At 60.4% G+C, this 15,816-nt stretch carries 17 protein-coding genes; 6 read left to right on the forward strand and 11 right to left on the reverse strand.

Annotation, left to right across the window (positions count from 1 at the left end):
* Positions 1 to 3 precede the first annotated feature (3 nt).
* Entirely contained in the window at positions 4 to 1,617 is a 1,614-nt protein-coding gene (locus tag AB5Z02_RS16605; RefSeq protein WP_368216497.1) for an ATPase RavA domain-containing protein, read from the reverse strand.
* Between the two features lie 314 nt (positions 1,618 to 1,931).
* Between AB5Z02_RS16605 and AB5Z02_RS16610 the strand changes: the two genes are divergently transcribed.
* Entirely contained in the window at positions 1,932 to 2,366 is a 435-nt protein-coding gene (locus AB5Z02_RS16610) for a DNA polymerase III subunit psi (protein ID WP_231720214.1), read from the forward strand.
* Positions 2,367 to 2,475: 109 nt separating this feature from the next.
* Positions 2,476 to 2,925 carry a ribosomal protein S18-alanine N-acetyltransferase gene (gene rimI, locus AB5Z02_RS16615; RefSeq protein WP_368216498.1) on the forward strand — a complete coding sequence of 150 codons (450 nt, stop codon included), beginning with the start codon at positions 2,476 to 2,478 and terminating at the stop codon, positions 2,923 to 2,925.
* A 37-nt stretch (positions 2,926 to 2,962) separates the two neighbouring features.
* Here the strand turns inward: rimI and AB5Z02_RS16620 are convergent, their stop codons facing one another.
* Positions 2,963 to 3,508, reverse strand: a complete 546-nt coding sequence (locus AB5Z02_RS16620) for a hypothetical protein (RefSeq protein WP_058056763.1) — start codon at positions 3,506 to 3,508, stop codon at positions 2,963 to 2,965.
* Between the two features lie 185 nt (positions 3,509 to 3,693).
* On the opposite strand from AB5Z02_RS16620, the gene AB5Z02_RS16625 reads away from it, so the two are divergent.
* Positions 3,694 to 5,484, forward strand: coding sequence for a long-chain fatty acid--CoA ligase (locus AB5Z02_RS16625; protein WP_101531120.1), 1,791 nt, complete (start codon positions 3,694 to 3,696; stop codon positions 5,482 to 5,484).
* A gap of 81 nt (positions 5,485 to 5,565) precedes the next feature.
* Here AB5Z02_RS16625 and gshA read toward each other — a convergent pair whose 3' ends face one another.
* From gshA to AB5Z02_RS16645, 4 genes are all read right to left on the reverse strand, one after another.
* Positions 5,566 to 7,164, reverse strand: coding sequence for a glutamate--cysteine ligase (gene gshA, locus AB5Z02_RS16630; protein ID WP_064338786.1), 1,599 nt, complete (start codon positions 7,162 to 7,164; stop codon positions 5,566 to 5,568).
* Positions 7,165 to 7,225: 61 nt separating this feature from the next.
* Positions 7,226 to 10,039: a M16 family metallopeptidase gene (locus tag AB5Z02_RS16635; protein WP_368216499.1), complete on the reverse strand. Its 2,814-nt coding sequence runs from the start codon at positions 10,037 to 10,039 to the stop codon at positions 7,226 to 7,228.
* Positions 10,040 to 10,066: 27 nt separating this feature from the next.
* Positions 10,067 to 10,504: a YqaA family protein gene (locus AB5Z02_RS16640; RefSeq protein WP_005348990.1), complete on the reverse strand. Its 438-nt coding sequence runs from the start codon at positions 10,502 to 10,504 to the stop codon at positions 10,067 to 10,069.
* A complete protein-coding gene (locus AB5Z02_RS16645) occupies positions 10,501 to 11,478 on the reverse strand; it encodes an NADP-dependent oxidoreductase (RefSeq protein ID WP_368216500.1) in 978 nt (325 codons plus the stop codon). The genes AB5Z02_RS16640 and AB5Z02_RS16645 overlap by 4 nt, the downstream gene beginning before the upstream one ends.
* Positions 11,479 to 11,534: 56 nt before the next feature.
* On the opposite strand from AB5Z02_RS16645, the gene AB5Z02_RS16650 reads away from it, so the two are divergent.
* Positions 11,535 to 11,702 (forward strand): hypothetical protein, encoded by a 168-nt coding sequence (locus AB5Z02_RS16650; RefSeq protein WP_368216554.1) that lies wholly within the window; start codon positions 11,535 to 11,537, stop codon positions 11,700 to 11,702.
* 54 nt (positions 11,703 to 11,756) lie between these two features.
* Here the strand turns inward: AB5Z02_RS16650 and AB5Z02_RS16655 are convergent, their stop codons facing one another.
* The gene (locus AB5Z02_RS16655) at positions 11,757 to 12,767 is read right to left on the reverse strand and encodes a Preprotein translocase subunit SecY (protein WP_181223565.1); all 1,011 of its coding nucleotides are present in this window, start codon (positions 12,765 to 12,767) and stop codon (positions 11,757 to 11,759) included.
* Between the two features lie 255 nt (positions 12,768 to 13,022).
* On the opposite strand from AB5Z02_RS16655, the gene AB5Z02_RS16660 reads away from it, so the two are divergent.
* Together AB5Z02_RS16660 and AB5Z02_RS16665 are read left to right on the forward strand one after the other, a co-directional pair.
* Positions 13,023 to 13,319: a hypothetical protein gene (locus AB5Z02_RS16660; RefSeq protein WP_368216501.1), complete on the forward strand. Its 297-nt coding sequence runs from the start codon at positions 13,023 to 13,025 to the stop codon at positions 13,317 to 13,319.
* Between the two features lie 19 nt (positions 13,320 to 13,338).
* Positions 13,339 to 13,689 carry a hypothetical protein gene (locus AB5Z02_RS16665; protein ID WP_042053367.1) on the forward strand — a complete coding sequence of 117 codons (351 nt, stop codon included), beginning with the start codon at positions 13,339 to 13,341 and terminating at the stop codon, positions 13,687 to 13,689.
* Between the two features lie 48 nt (positions 13,690 to 13,737).
* Here AB5Z02_RS16665 and AB5Z02_RS16670 read toward each other — a convergent pair whose 3' ends face one another.
* From AB5Z02_RS16670 to rpsF, 4 genes are all read right to left on the reverse strand, one after another.
* On the reverse strand, positions 13,738 to 14,478 hold the full coding sequence (locus AB5Z02_RS16670; protein ID WP_368216502.1) for a ferredoxin--NADP reductase: 741 nt from the start codon (positions 14,476 to 14,478) through the stop codon (positions 13,738 to 13,740).
* A gap of 101 nt (positions 14,479 to 14,579) precedes the next feature.
* Positions 14,580 to 15,026, reverse strand: coding sequence for a 50S ribosomal protein L9 (gene rplI, locus AB5Z02_RS16675; protein ID WP_005340490.1), 447 nt, complete (start codon positions 15,024 to 15,026; stop codon positions 14,580 to 14,582).
* A gap of 52 nt (positions 15,027 to 15,078) precedes the next feature.
* Entirely contained in the window at positions 15,079 to 15,309 is a 231-nt protein-coding gene (gene rpsR, locus AB5Z02_RS16680; RefSeq protein ID WP_005308890.1) for a 30S ribosomal protein S18, read from the reverse strand.
* 30 nt (positions 15,310 to 15,339) lie between these two features.
* Positions 15,340 to 15,726 carry a 30S ribosomal protein S6 gene (rpsF, locus tag AB5Z02_RS16685; protein WP_005308887.1) on the reverse strand — a complete coding sequence of 129 codons (387 nt, stop codon included), beginning with the start codon at positions 15,724 to 15,726 and terminating at the stop codon, positions 15,340 to 15,342.
* Positions 15,727 to 15,816: the final 90 nt, after the last annotated feature.

The following is a 15,816-nucleotide window of genomic DNA, read 5'->3' on the forward strand; positions in this document are numbered from 1 at the left end:
TCCTTACTCGTCCAGCCTTGGCAACCGCTCGCGCCACTGGGTCAGCTCGCTGCGCAGCAGTTCGAGATCCCGGTTCAGCACGAAGAAGCTGTCTTCCACCTGCTGCAACCAGCGTGAGTCGATAAAGAGGTGTTGTTGATGACGCTCGAACAGGCTGCGCTGCTGCTTGAGCATCTGCATCACCTTGCTGACCTGAACCAGCTGCTCATCGAGCGACTGCAACCAGGGCGCCAGCACCACCTCAGGGATGGCGTTGCGCTCCATCAATACCAACGGGATCTGCTGGCGCTGGATATCGAGCACCTGCAGCCGTAGCTCATCGTCCAGCACCAGCTCGTAATGGCCCTCTTTCGGGTTGCCAAACTCATAACCCACCAGCGCCTCACCGGTGGGGCGCCAGTGGGAGAGCAGGGTGCGATCGAACACCAGGGTCCGGGTAAGACGTTCGGGATCGCTGCCATCCAGCGGCGCCGGGGTGAGCAGATGGAAGTGCACCTGCTTGCCAAAGGGTCTGGCATTGGCAAGCGGGATCTCGATACCCCGGGCCCGCCGGCCAAACCACTGCTTACGTTGCCGGGCCTTTGTGCAAAGGCGCTGGGCCACGCTCTGTTTGAGCTGTTTGAACTGATCCCGTAACGCCAGCAGCTGACGGGTCATCGCCAGTTGCTGATAGCCGTAGAGACGGGAGAATTCGGTCATCATCTCCAGCAGAGCGGTGCGGGACTCCTCGTCATGCCAGAGACAATCCTTGAACAGCAGCAGATCTACCGGTGCGACCTCATCGCGGCCATTGAAGAAGGCGCTCGCCTTGATAAGCCGTACCGCCTTCTTCCAGCGACGATCCGACACATAGCAGCGATGGGCCAGCTGGCTGTCGAGCTGCTGGCGCAGCTGATAGATAAGCTCGAAACAGGCATCCGGCAGGCGCACCTGTTCAATCTGGCTCTGCCACAGCTCATACTCATCCCCCCGGATCTGCAGGGATTCCGGCAAGTTCTGGTGGGCGTGGCCATCGCTGGCCAGCATGGATTGAAAGTTGGCTTTCTCCTGCACCCGATCCATCCAGATCCGCACCAGCATCCGGTCGTAGAGCGCCTCCAGCCCGCTGTCCGGTGCCGGCAGCTCGTTGGAGGCAGTCACCAGCAATCGCATCGGGATGGGGTGCTGGCTGTCTCCGTTGCGAAACTGCCGCTCGTTGATGGCGGTGAGCAGGGTGTTGAGGATGGCGGGACCGGCCTTCCAGATCTCGTCGAGGAACACCACCTCAGCCTCCGGCAGATAACCTGTGGTGAGGCGCAGGTATTTGCCATCCTCTTTCAGCGCCTGAATGGAGAGGGGGCCGAACACCTCCTCCGGCGTACTGAAACGGGTCATCAGGTATTCAAAGTGGCGGGCGTCGTGAAAGGCCAGCTTGAGGCGGCGGGCAATCAGGCTCTTGGCAATACCGGGTGGCCCCAGCAAGAAGACACTCTCGCCACTGAGGGCCGCCAGTAAACCGAGACGCAGGGCATCCTGCCGTTCGTAGAGTCCCTCACCGAGGGCGGCCAGCAGCCGGGGCAAGCGCTCCTGGATGGGAATAAGACGCGCAGGATTCTGGGCTTGAGCTAAAGACGACATAGAGAGTGTTCCGAAGCTGGGATGATGTTAGCCCCAAGGCGCGATATCCATTTGCTCGACCTTGGGTTTTGTCTTGTTATGATGTTTATTCTGGTATCTCTTGCCGCACAATACCCGCCTCTGGCAGGAAAAAACGCAAAGGCAGTGCGATACCGTATCGGCAGCGTGCTGCGCCCATGCATAGCCAGTGTCGTGATGAGTACCATGCCCGCATGCGCCAGATGATGCGTTGCAAAGGGTGCAGCAAAAGCGGTTCGAGTGTACTCTGCGCAACACAATTTTCCCCAATGCAGATCAAGAGTGAGTCGCCTCAAATGCAAGATCCCGTTCGTCAGAGCATGTTGGCCCGCATGGGCATTCAAAGCTGGCAACTGCGTCGTCCGGCATTGCTGGGCGCAGCACCCGCTCCCGAGCTTGAGCAAAACGCCACACAGCCGGGCCAGACGGCACCGGCCACCCGCGCTCCGCTGCCCAGCGGCAAACTCTGGTTGCTGGCGCCTCAGCTGCCTGCCACCACGCTGCTGGCGGATATCTGCCAGTTGCTCGGCATGACCCCCGACGAGGTCTCACTGCTCAGCGAGCTGCCGCCTGCCGACCTGCACGCGGCGGACGCCTCCCCCCTGCTCTGGCTGACGGAGGCCAACCCCGAGCGGCCAAATGCGCTGATCTGCCCGCTCACCCCCAGCGCCGCGCAAAAGCGCGCCCTGTGGCAACAGCTGCGCCAACACCTTGCGGCCAGCGCGGCGTGATCCTGCATCATGCCGCCAAGACCCACTGTGATGCTGCTCTTTTTACCTGATTTTACAAATGCCGCCTCTGCCAACCCCAGTGCCTAACACCTTGCCATCCGGAGCCCCCATGCCTGAGTTTCGTCCCCTGCTCGAGAGCGATTTCGACCTTGTCTACCCCATCGAGCAAGCCGCTCACAAGGAGCCGTGGAGTGAGGCCAACCTGCTCTCCTGCTTCGGCCCTCGCTATCTCAACGGCTTGATGCTGGTCGATGGTCGCCCGGCGGGCTTCTATATCTCGGATCTGGTGGCCGGTGACAGCTCGCTGATGAACATCTGCGTGCATCCGGCGTTTCAGAGCAAGGGGTTGGGACGAGCGCTGTTGCAGACCTATCTGGCGCGCAGCAAGCAAGCCGGGGCAGAGGCCTGGTTTCTCGAGGTACGGGCCGGTAACCAGACCGCCATCAACCTCTACGAGAGCGCCGGTTTTGCCGAGTATTGCCGCCGTGCCGACTACTACGGCACCGGCAACGACAGGGAAGATGCGGTGCTGATGTCGCGACTATTCGATTTCGGCTGATCCAGCCTGTTCGTCGCGCCCATGCCTTTTGTCCCCCTCAATCGAGGGGGGCATTGTCCAGTGCGGGATCCTGCAAGGCCAGGGTGGTATGCACCACCGCCTCGAATCCGGCCCCGGAGAGCGGCATATAGAAGCCCCGCAGCCAGGTTTTTCCCGGCATCCAGATCTGGTCGATATCCACCACTATCTTGATGGGTCTGAGGGGCTGGCCCGGCTGCTGGATATAGATGCCGGGCGGCGTGGCAACCTTGGGAAAGCGGCGCAGGATCTGCTCGCTGCCATCCCCCTTGCCCGGGTTGAGCCGCACCTTCACCAGCCGGGCAAGCGGGCCAGCCATCTCCTTGCTCTGCCAGAATTTCTTCTCCAGATCGCCGCAGCGGCGGCACTTGGGGGTCTCCAGCACATAGAGCAGCGGATAGCCCAACGCCAGCGCCTGTTGCTGCGCCTGCTGATACCCCTCGGCCCCCTGATACCAGGGATTGGCGGGCCCCTGTGATGACGTTCCGGTAAAGAACCAAAACGCAGCGCCCCCCACCACCATCAGCCCGACCGCGGCCAACGCCCCTTTCACCCACAGATTCATATCGTTAACCCTCTCTCTGCCTCCTAGCAGTATCGGCCAGTCTGCGCAAAGGGAGAGCTATTTGCGCTCTTTGTGATCCAAGACAAACAGCGAACACTTGTAAGCCGTAATATTGGAGTTTAAACTCTAGCCCGATTTTTAGTGCCCTCGCGGGCGTACAACTGTAATTAAAGGATGTTTAACTGATGCCGAAGCTTCATCTGGTTCGACTGATGCGTGAACGTATTGCCCAGCTTGGCAACAAGGCTGCCCTGCGGGTTCAGCAAGATGGCCAGTGGCGCGCCATCGGCTGGCGTACTCTGGGTCAGGCCATGGACTACTGCGCACAGGCGCTGATCCGTGCCGGCCACCAGCCAACCGAAATGGTCGGTATCTATGCCCGCAACATGCCGGAGTGGACCCAGGCCGATCTCGGCATCCTTGCCGCCCGCGGTGTCAGCGTCCCTATCTACCCCACCAGCACCCTCGATCAGCTGCGCTACATCGTCAAAGATGCCGGCATCAAGGTGCTGTTCGTTGGCGAACAACCTCAGTTCGATCAGGCGCTGCAACTGATTGAAAGCGGCGAGATCCGCCAGCTCATCGCCCTCGACGGCAACGTCAATCTGCGCGGCTGCGAGCAGGCGAGCCACTTCCAGACATTTCTGGTCTCCGGCAACCATCAGCCCAGCGAGCAGGAACTGCGAGTACGGGAAACCCAGTACCGGATGGATGATCTGCTGACCCTGATCTACACCTCCGGCACCACAGGCGAGCCCAAGGGGGTCATGCTCGACTTCAGCAACATCGCTGCCTGTTTCGAGATGCACAACAGCCGCCTCGACCTCAATCAGCAGGATGTGTCGCTCTGCATGCTGCCGCTCAGCCACGTGTTCGAGCGAGCCTGGAGCTACTACGTGCTCTATTGCGGCGCCGAGAACGTCTATATCCGCGATCCACAGAAGGTGATGGATGTGATTGGCGAGGTGCAGCCGACCGTGATGTGCGCCGTGCCGCGCCTCTACGAGAAGGCCTACGCCATGATCCAGGCCAAAGTCGCTCAGGCTCCTGCTCTGCGTCGCGCTCTGTTTGGCTGGGCGACCCGGGTCGGCAAGCAGATGGTTGCCACCCGTCAGGCGGGCAAGTCCGCCTCCCCTCTGCTCTACGGCCAGCTCTGGCTCGCCGAGCGGCTGGTGTTTCGCAAGCTGCGCGCCCGCTTTGGCGGCCGCACCCGCTTCCTGCCGGTGGCAGGCGCCCGTCTGGCTGACGATGTGAACCTCTTCTTCCAGGCGATGGGACTCAACCTCAAGTACGGCTACGGCATGACCGAAACCACCGCCACCGTCTGCTGCTACGAAGACAGCCAGTTCAAGCTCGGCTCCATCGGCACTGCACTGAACGGCATCGAAGTGAAGCTGGGTGAGAACAACGAGCTGCTGGTGCGCTCCCCCACCGTGATGCGCGGCTACTACAACAAGCCGGACGCCACCGCAGAAGTGATGACCGAGGATGGCTTCCTGCGTACCGGCGATGCCGGTGAGCTCGACAGCCAGGGCAATATCTACTTCACCGAGCGCCTCAAGGAGCTGATGAAGACCTCCAACGGCAAGTACGTGGCTCCGCAACTGGTGGAAGGAACCATCGGCAAGGATCGCTTTATCGAGCAGATCGCCATCGTCGCCGATGCCCGTCACTTCGTCTCGGCGCTGATCGTCCCCTGCTTCGAGTCGCTGGAGGAGTACGCCCGCTCCATCAACCTGCAGTATCAGTGCAAGACCGAGCTGCTGCGCCACTCCCGGGTAATGGAGTTCTTCGAGGCCCGCATCGCTGATCTGCAAAAAGAGCTGGCCAAGTTCGAACAGGTGAAGAAGTTCACCCTGCTGCCGAGCGCCTTCTCCATGGAGCTGGGTGAGCTGACCCCCACCATGAAGCTGCGCCGCAAGATCATCGAAGCCAAGTACCAGAGCGAAATCGAGGCCATGTATAACCACGTCTGATATCGCTCAGGTTCAGAGGAATAAAAAAGCCGCTCACTCGAGCGGCTTTTTGTTGGCACTTTGGTTGGTACGAACACGCCTTCAGGCCGGGGTCTTACTGGTCCCGAAGTAGTCGGCCAGGAAGTCATCGAACGACAGGCTGTCACTGCGCTCGCGTTCGCGCTGCTTGGCCAGCGAATCCTTCGCCTCACCGGCAAAGTAGGCCTCATCCCAGTACTGCAGCTCCCCTGCCAGCAGCTCCTCGCGATAGCGGGTCGCCAGCTTGTCGCCATAGCAGCCGTTGTCCTTGCCGCTCTCCAGCAGCTCCTTAAGCATGCGGGCGGAGTAGGTGAGCTCGGGGTTGAGCAGCTTCTCGCGGTGCATCGCCAGCGTCTCGCGATAGCGGTTGCGGCCGCAGCAGCGATCCAGCAGATCGGCCACCTGAGCCAGCTCGTCGAACAGTTTGAGGCCGTACTCTTTGAGGCCAATGGCATTGCCCTGCTCATCTTCCAGCGTCAGGCCGGGACGACGCCCTTCCAGCACCACCTTGTTCTGGTTGCGGCGGTTGCGGGCAATCTCCTCGTCACTCAGCACCGGAGAGGGGCGCAGCAGGCACCAGACCAGGAACAGGTCGAAGAAGCGGATCTGGTCGGCATCGATGCCGAGAGGGGTGAAGGGGTTGACGTCTACGGTGCGCAGCTCGATGTATTCGATGCCGCGCTGATCCAGCGCATCCGAGGGCTTCTCGCCGCTGCGCGGGGTACGCTTGGGGCGGATCGGGGCGTAGAGCTCATTCTCCAGCTGCAACACGTTGTCGTTGAGCTGACGATACTCCCCATCCACCTTGACCCCGATCTTGGCAAAGTCGGGATTGTGGGTGTTGATGGCGCGGCGCAGACTGCTGACATAGGCAGGCAGATTGTCGTGGCTGATCTTGAGCCCCGCCTGGGCGCTGTTGGTGTAACCGAGATCGGAGAGACGCAGCGCGGTGGCGTAAGGCAGATAGAGGGTGCCCTTGCCGGTCTTCTCGAACGGCAGGTTGCTCTTGCGCCCTTTGAGGAAGGATTCGCAGATGGCCGGAGAGGCGCCGAACAGATAGGGTACCAGCCAGCCGAAGCGGTAGACGTTGCGAATAAGCCCCATGTACTTGTCGGAGATAAAGCGCTGGCTGCAGCACCCTTCGCACACCAGATCCTGCCACTCGCTCCAGAAGCTGTCTGGCATGGAGAAGTTGAAGTGCACCCCGGCGATCACCTGCATCAGGCTGCCGTAGCGGTTCTTCAAGCCCTGACGGTAGAGAGTCTTCATTTTGCCGATGTTGGAGCTGCCGTACTGGGCCAGCCGGATGCTCTCTTCCCCACCGACGAAGCAGGGCATGGAGAGCGGCCAAATCCGCTCGTCACCCAGATGCTGAATCACATGGTGATGGATGTCGCCGAGCTGCTCCATCAGGCTGTCGATGGAGTCGGTGGCCGGGGTGATGAACTCCAGCAGACTCTCCGAGTAGTCGGTGGTGATATTGGGATGGGTCAGGGCCGAGCCCAGCGCCCGGGGATGGTCACTCTGGGCGAGTCGGCCATCCGGCGTGATGCGCAGGCATTCACGTTCGATCCCGCGCCGGATCCCCTTGAGCGCGGTGAGGCGCTCCGGTGATCCCAACGCATTCAGCAACTCGGTGAGCGACAAGCTTGTTGTAGTCATATTCACGGCTCATGTGAGGCCGCCCCATCCGGGGCGGCTCTTGATTTTTATAAAGCGTCAGTTACGGCAACTGCAGCGGATAAATGGGAAGATGAAGCTCCTTCAGGGGTTTTTCAAGCTTTTGCTTGTCTCCCACCACCACGATCACCATGTCGGCCGGATTGAGCCAACGGGCCGCACTGGCCTTCAGCGCCTCGGGCGACACCGTTTTGATCAGGTTGTTCTGGGCCTGCACATAGTCCGGCTTCAGGTCATACATCACCATCTGCAGCAGGAAGCCCGCCTTCTGGCCGAGGGTCTCGTAGGAGAGGGCATCCTGCTGGGAGACGGCGCTGCGCATATAGGCCAGCTCCACCGGGGTCGGGCCGCTCTTGCGGTAGTTGTCCATCTCCTTGAGGAACTGGCGGATGGCATCGACGGTTGCATCAGCCCGCACATTGGCGCCGGTGGCGAAGGTGCCCACCTCGCGGTTGGCGGAGAAACCCGAGCTGGCCCCGTAGGTGTAGCCCTTGTCTTCCCGCAGGTTGAGGTTGATGCGGCTGTTGAAGTTACCACCCAGGTTGAAGTTCATCAGCCCGGCGGTGAAGTAATCCCCCGTGGTATCGAACGGCATGGCGCGACGGCCGATACGGATCACCGACTGGGGCGCTCCCGGCTTGTCGACCAGATAGATGCCCGGCTTGGCCTGCTCACCCTTGAGCTTGAGATCCCCCAGAGTCGGCGTGGCCCCCTTCCACTCGGTCAGGAAGCCAAGTTGCTCCTCGATCTGCTTCTGATCCACATCACCGACCACCACCACTTTGGCGTTGGTGGGGTTGTAGTAGGCCTGATAGAAGTGCTTCACGTCCGCCAGGGTCAGCTTGGCCACATCGGCCGCAACCCCGTCGGTAGGTTGACCGAGGCGGTTTTGCTTGCCGTAGACCAGCTCGCGGAACGCCTGCCCGGCCAGCCACTCGGGCTGCTGCTGGGCCTGTTGCATCCCTTGCAGCAGCTGCGCCTTGACCCGCTCGAAGTCCGCCTCCCGCATGCCCGGACGCTCCAGTACCTCGCGCACCAGCGCCAGGGTCTGGGGCAACTTGTCCGCCAGCGAGCTGACGGTGATGAGGTTGTTGTACTGGGCGCTGGAGACATCAATGCTTGAGCCCAGCTTTTGCAGCTCGTCGCTCAGCTGAGCCTCGGTCAGGCGCACCGTGCCCTGCCCCATCATGGCGGCAGTCAGATTGGCCAGCCCAAGTTGCCCCTTATCTTCGGCACGAATGCCGCCCGGCAGGGCAATCATGATGGAGACGGCGGGGATCTCGTCACTCTTGGTACCGATGATCTCGATGTTCTTGTCGAGCTTGCCGTGCCAGATGGCGGGCACCTTGACGCTCACCGCCTCGCTCGCCTTGGGCTGCACGCTGCGATCGAAATTGTCTTTTACCGGTCGTTCGGCCAGCGCTTCGTCATGCTTGCTGTAATCCGGCAGCTCGCGCTTGGCGGGGGTAAAGTTCGGGGTGGCAACCTGCCACTCGGTCTTGCCCTTGGGCACCACGCTCAGCACCACCGCCGGCTTGCCGGCGATGAACTTGTCGTAGGCGGCCTTCACCTGCTCCGGTGTCACCTTGCCGATGGCATCCAGCGTCTTGAACACATAGTTGGGATCCTGGGCAAACACCTGACCCATGGCGAGCTGGCTCACCTTGCCGGAGACGCTGTCCAGACCCCAGATGGCGGAAGCGCGGTACTTGGCGATCGCCTTCTCCAGATCTTCCGGCTTGAGGCCGCGCTGGGCGAACTCGCCGATCACCTTGTCCACCTCCCCCTTGAGGGTCTTGAGGCTGCCATCCTGCGACGGATTGGGGTAGGCGTAGACGGTCAGGGTACAGGCTAGCTCTTCACAGTAGTGGGATGCCCCCACATCGATCGCCTTGCCAGTTTTCACCAGCGACTGGTAGAGCATGGAGCTGGCAGAACCGCCGAGCACGTCAGCAAACATGTCGAGTGCCGGCTCCTGCGGATCACCAAGGGAGACAGTGGGGTAGCTGATATAGAGCAGCGGCAGGTGCACTTTGTCCTGCAGCGTCACGTAACGGGTCTCGGGCAGGGTCACCGGTTTGGGAGCAGGCTCAGCCACGTCCGGGCCGCGCGGGATGGCGCCAAAATACTGCTCAATCCAGCCGAGGGCCTGCTTGCTGTCAAAGTCGCCGCCCAGAGTCAGGGTGGCGTTGTTGGGGCCATACCAGCGCAGGAAGAACTGCTTGAGATCGTTCACATCGACCCGGTCGAGATCTTCCACGTAACCGATAGGCTGCCAGGAGTAGGGGTGAGTACGCGGATAGAGCGCCTCCCCCACCTTCTCGCTCACCAGCCCGTATGGCTGGTTATCAACCCGCTGGGCCCGCTCGTTCTTGACGGTGGCGCGCTGGATCTCGAACTTCTTCTGGCTCACCGCATCGAGCAGGAAGCCCATCCGATCCGCCTCCAGCCAGAGCACCTTCTCCAGCTGGTTGGCCGGCACAGTCTCGTAGTAGTTGGTGCGGTCCTTGTTGGTGGTGCCGTTCATGTCACCACCAGCCTCGTTGATGATCCGCATATGCTCCTGATCACCGACGTGTTTCGAGCCCTGGAACATCATATGCTCGAAGAAGTGGGCGAAACCGGACTTGCCGACCGTCTCGCGGGATGAACCGACGTGATAGGTCACATCGAGGTGCACCAGCGGATCGGAGCGATCAGGGGCCAGGATCACGGTCAGGCCGTTGTCCAGCTTGTACATCTGGTAGGGGATGGCGAGCTTGCCCTCCTCCTTGCCCTGTTCGGAGATCAGGGTCGGTGCCGCCAGCACCGGTAGGGTAAAGCCCAGCAGAATCGTTAAAGGTATGACTTTGTTCACGGTAACCTCGTGAGTGACAAAAACAGGCTAGAAAATGTGACTGGCCAGCAGAAAAACCAGGGCATAACGGAACAATTTGCCGAGCCCGATCAGGATGAGAGAGCGCCAGAAGGAGAGGCGCAGCCAACCGGCCAGCAGACAGAGACCATCACCGACCACCGGCGTCCAGGCAAGCAGCAGACACCAGTGACCATGTTGTTTGAGCCAGCCTAAGGCTTTTTGTTCCCCACGGCCTTGAAAATCTTCCGGTTTTTTCTTGAAAGTAGCGAGCCAGCCGAGCCACCAGGTGGTCATGGAGCCGAGGGTATTACCGAGAGTGGCCCACAGCAACAGGCTCGCCATGCTCCACTCCCCTTTGGCCGCCATGGCCCCCAGCAGCACTTCGGAGCTGCCGGGCAGCAGGGTGGCGGAGGTGAAGGCGCTCAGAAACAACCAGCCGAGCCCCATCTCCATCATCTCGCTCATGCAGGATAACCGTCGGCGGCGGGCATGCGCAGCAGCAGCTTGCCGCGCACATGGCCCCCTTCGATGGTCTGGTGGGCCAGCGCCCCCTCAGCCAGGGGGAACTCACCGGCGAGGGTGACCTTCACCTCCCCCTGACGCAGCAGCATCAACATCTGACCCAGCTGCTGCTGGTCGGGATGCACCAGCATGCCGACCACCTCGATACCCGCCGCGGCACCCGCATCCTTGATCAGCTGGGCAGTGATGGTGGGCACCGTCACCAGACGGCCGCCCGGCTTGACACAGGCCAGCGCAGTCTTGCCGCTCTCGCCACCCACCAGATCCAGCACCAGATCGACCTGACCGGCCTCTGCCACCACCCGTGCGGGCCAGTTCGCGTCGTGGTAATCCACCATCCAGCTCGCCCCCAGAGCATGCAGGAAGCCATGGTTGTCGGGGCTGGCGGTAGCCACCACCTCGGCGCCATAGGCGCTGGCAAACTGCACCGCCAGATGGCCGACCCCACCGGCACCGGCGAGGATCAATACCCGCTGACCGCTCTGGAGGCCGCCGTGCTCAAGCAGCCCCTGCCAGGCGGTGAGACCGGCCAGCGGCAGCGCAGCCCCCTGCAGCAGGCTCACCCCGTCGAGCTTGACCAGCTCGCTCTCGCTTGCCACCACAGACTCCCCGTAGCCACCTGCGGTAAGGGGAAAACCGACCATGCCGCACACCCGATCCCCCTCGACCAGTGAGGTCACGCCGGGGCCCACCTTCTCTACCACGCCGGAGATGTCATAACCCGGTGTCCAGGGCAGCTTGTCCTTGTTCTGGGCCGCCGCCCAGCCAAGACCAGCGCGGGTTTTGGCATCAATGGGGTTCACCCCCGCAAAGCAGATGCGTACCCGCACTTCGCCATCGGCTGGCACCTTATCGAGGGAAGGGTTGAGCTTGAGTACCGAGGGGTCACCGAATGCGGTAATCTGTAGTTGCGTCATTGCACAATCCATCCTGTTGATTGATCAAGGGTCAACAGAATAACAGCGAGGACACCATGGCTCGAATGTTTCTTATTCCTCTGTTGCTGGCACTGGGGTGGTGGGCGTTTCTGCTCTACTTCCGCATCCCGTTCAAACAGGGGGCCAAGGGGTTTTACTGGATCATCGGCATCGGTGGCGGACTGGCCGCCTTCCTCAGCCTGATGATGGTGCTGACTCACTGAGTGCCACAGCCACTCGATAACGAAAAAGGCCACCGCGTTCCGGTGGCCTTCTCACTATCCGGGTTGCTGCTCCAGCGCCGGATTGAGGTAGTAGTGGCGATTGCTCCCCTGCCCCAGCACCCCTTGCGACAGCAGATGGTGGAACACCCGGTCCACCTCCTCCAGCGAGAGTGACAAAGCCTGTGCCACCGAGCGCTTGCTGCACTTGAGCTCACCGCTCACCAGCGCACCGCGCACCTGCGCCAGCACTTCGGGGGCCGGCTCTGGGGGCATGATGGGCTCGGGCTGCGCCGCCAGCGCCAACGCCTCCTGCGCCTCTCTGCGAGCTTGCTCTTGCTGCCAGCGCCACATCCGGCGAAAGCGGTTCTCCTCGCCGATCAGGCTGACGAAGAAGGCACCGAACACGTCGAGCAGCACCGAGAGGAAGCAGACCAGCAGGAACTGCACCTGACTGATGCTCATCCCCACCCCGTCCGCCAGACTGCTCATCAGCCCCAGCATGGAGGATTGTTCGTTGACCGGCTTGGCATCGCGCTGCTGACGCAGCTCATCCTGCTGCAAGCGCAGCTTGGTGTTGGCGTGCTGCAACGAGGAGACGCCACTGGAAATGCGCTCCAGCTCGATGTATTTGCGGGCCGCCTCTTCGTTGAGCTGGATCTGCCGCTCGATGCTGGCGATCTGCTCGTCGAAACGGGCAAGCTCCCGTTCGTGGCGCGCCTGCTGGCTCAGTACCGTGTTGGTGGCGCTGTTGATGCCACCGATACTGCCGCCGATGGAGATGGCCGCCAGCACGCTGTAAAACAGCAGCGACCAAAAAGCGCCACTCAAATCCCGCCGCGCCTTGCGCTCGCCGTACTCGTACCAGACGTAAAACTTGCCCAGCTCGAAGATGATGGCCAAGCCGCCGAACAGCCACTTCATCAGCGGGTTGTCATCGATGGAGAGGAACAGCAGCAGGGAGAAGATAATGGAGGCCAGAATGGCCAACCCGGTGAAACTGTATACCGTCGTCAGAGCAAACCACCCCTTGGGGTAGCGCAATGTAGAGGAGTCCTGTGTGGTCATGATGAAGGGGTGTGCTGTGCAGGAAAAGTTGGCTGCCGATTATAGTCGCCAGACTCGCCCAGAGAAGGGCAAATGACTGAATTCCTTCAGATTGGCAACCAGCTGCCCAGAGTGCGACCAAAACGGACAAATCGGCAGCAGAAAAGCGATACAATCCCTCCCTGACTTGATCATGTAGTGAGATGGGGAACAGTTCCGCCCGGGTTCAGCTCCGGTCTGTACACTCATCCACCGTTGCAATTATCCGAGGCCATCATGAACAGTAAGACCACTTTGCTACTCTCCCTTCTTCTGGTTACCGGCAGCGCCGCAGCGACCCAGCAATATCAAGAGAGCAGTGGCACCGAATTTTCCGTCGATGAGCTTAAATTCAATCTGGACTGGGATGACAAACAGTTCGGCTGGACCCAGAACGACTGCCTCACTCTGGATATCGGGGAGACCTCCTCCGTCGACTGCAAGGCGGTCAAATTCAATCTGGAAGATGAAGAGAATCGCAACCAGCCACCGCAAACCAACCAGGTCCCTGCCAACTCGCAGAGCGACCAGTAACAACAGGAGTACCCTTGCGATGACCCAAGCTAAACACAACCCCGTTATCCGGCGCGGCGCCCTGCTGCTTTCCCTGCTGATGGCGCACGGCATCGCGGTTGCGGCACCGCCAAGCAAAAATAGCGATGGCATCAAGATCTCCGGTGATGACATCAAGATCAATCTCGACTGGGATGACAAGGAGTACGACTGGTGGCAGGACAACTGTCTGGATCTTGGCATTGGCGACAGCCGGATCAAACTCAACTGCGACAAGATGGATGGCAAGTACCGGGATCACTACAACCGCAGCATCCACAGCGGCAATAACCCGGGACAGGGTCACGACAAACAGAAAGATAAAAACAAGGGCAACGGCAAGAAGAACTGAACGCCCTCTCCTGATGCAGCAGGGGCCTGGCGCCCCTGTGCTGATTGTTTACCAATAATTCTCCGCACTGATATTGCCCGGCGCCCGCCGCAGGTTCTTGGCCAACCCCAGCGCCAGCAAGGTCTGCTGGGTCTCTTTCACCATCTCCGGATTGCCGCAGATCAGCACCTGACTCAGCTCGGGTGAGAACTCCAACCCCACTCGATCCTGCAACTGACCATTGGCAATCGCCGCCGGGATCCGCCCTGCCATTGCATCGGGCCAGGGCTCGCGGCTGACAAAGGGGACATAGCGAAAGCGCTCGCCATATTGCTCGGCAAAGCTGGCGATCAAATCCTGATAGCTCAGCTCCTCGCCTTTACGTACCCCATGCACCAGCACCAAATTCTCGAAACGGTTGAAGGCTTCCCCATCGGCCAGAATGGAGAGAAAGGGGCCGATGGCAGTGCCGGTCGAGAGCAGCCAGAGATCGCGCCCGGCGGGCACCTCATCCAGCGTCAGAAAGCCGGTAGCCTGGGATTGCACCAGCAGGGTATCGCCTGCTTGCAGCGAGCCGAGCGAGGGAGTCAGCTCACCGCTCGGGATCTCGACCAGATAGAACTCGTGATATGGCGCAGAGGGGGGATTGACGAAGGAGTAGGCGCGCTGAATGCGGCGATCGCCCTGCTCGAGGGCCAGCTTGGTGAATTGGCCTGCCTTGTAGGGCGCCAGCTCGGCCGCTACCCGCAGGGAGAACAGAGTGGGTGTCCATTCGATGCGTTCGATGACGCGGCCTTCTACCCAAGCCATAGGGATCTCCTCCAGTGGAACAGAGCTTCACTCTACCCCCGGGCCGGAAAATAAAAAACCCGCGCAAAAGCGCGGGTTTTTTCTGCAAAAGCGAATCGCTATTACAGGGCAACAACCTGGATCTGTACGGTTGCTTTAACGTCAGCGTGCAGCTGAACAGCAACTTCGTAGTCACCGGTGTTACGCAGAACGTTGCCCATGCGGACTTCGCTCTTGGCAACGGCTACGCCGGCAGCAGTGATGGCTTCAGCCACGTCACGGGTACCGATGGAACCGAACAGCTTGCCTTCGTCGCCAGACTTGGAAGCGATAACCACGGTAGCCAGTTCGGCCAGCTTGGCAGCACGCTCTTCAGCAGCAGCTTTGTTGGCAGCCAGTTTGGCTTCCAGCTCAGCGCGACGAGCACCGAAAGCTTCGATGTTGGCCTTGGTGGCCATAACAGCTTTGCCTTGCGGGATCAGGTAGTTACGGGCATAACCAGATTTCACGGAAACTTGGTCACCCAGACCGCCCAGTTTGGCGATTTTGTCGAGCAGGATAACTTGCATTACCTTTCCTCTATAAATTTCGTTGAGTTAGGCTTAAGTGCCGGGCCGATTCTTACTTGTTGTGCAGATCGGTGTACGGCAGCAGAGCCAGGTAACGAGCACGCTTGATGGCGCGTGCCAGCTGACGCTGATACTTGGCGCGGGTACCGGTGATACGGCTCGGTACGATCTTGCCAGATTCAGTGATGTAGTTTTTCAGAGTAACGATATCTTTGTAGTCGATCTCGGTAACGTTCTCGGCGGTGAAGCGGCAGAACTTACGACGACGGAAATAACGTGCCATGGCCTTTATCCTCTAGTCAGTGATCCAGAATTACTCTTCGGAAGCAGCTTCAGTAGCTTCTTCGCGGCGCTCGTCGTCACGACGGGTGAAGCGCTCTTCTTTGGCCTTGGCCATCGGAGAAACTTCAGTCACGGCGTGCTTGGTGCGCATGATCATGTTGCGGATAACGGCATCGTTGAAGCGGAAGTTGGTTTCCAGCTCATCGATAACGGCTTGCTCTGCTTCTACGTTCATCAGAACGTAGTGGGCTTTGTGCAGTTTGTCGATCGGGTAAGCCAGCTGACGACGGCCCCAATCTTCCAGGCGATGAATGGTACCACCGGAGGTGGTGATGGCGCCGGTGTAACGCTCGATCATGCCGGGAACTTGCTCGCTCTGGTCCGGATGAACCATGAAGACGATTTCGTAATGACGCATTTTAGCTCCTTACGGATTAATTCAGCCTCCGCCCAGGTGCAGCCAGACCTCGGAGGCAAGGAACATAAAGGTGTTTAGTCGCTGCTTTTC

The organism is Aeromonas sp. R2-3, from assembly GCF_040908375.1.
In the GTDB taxonomy this organism is placed as follows: domain Bacteria; phylum Pseudomonadota; class Gammaproteobacteria; order Enterobacterales; family Aeromonadaceae; genus Aeromonas; species Aeromonas veronii.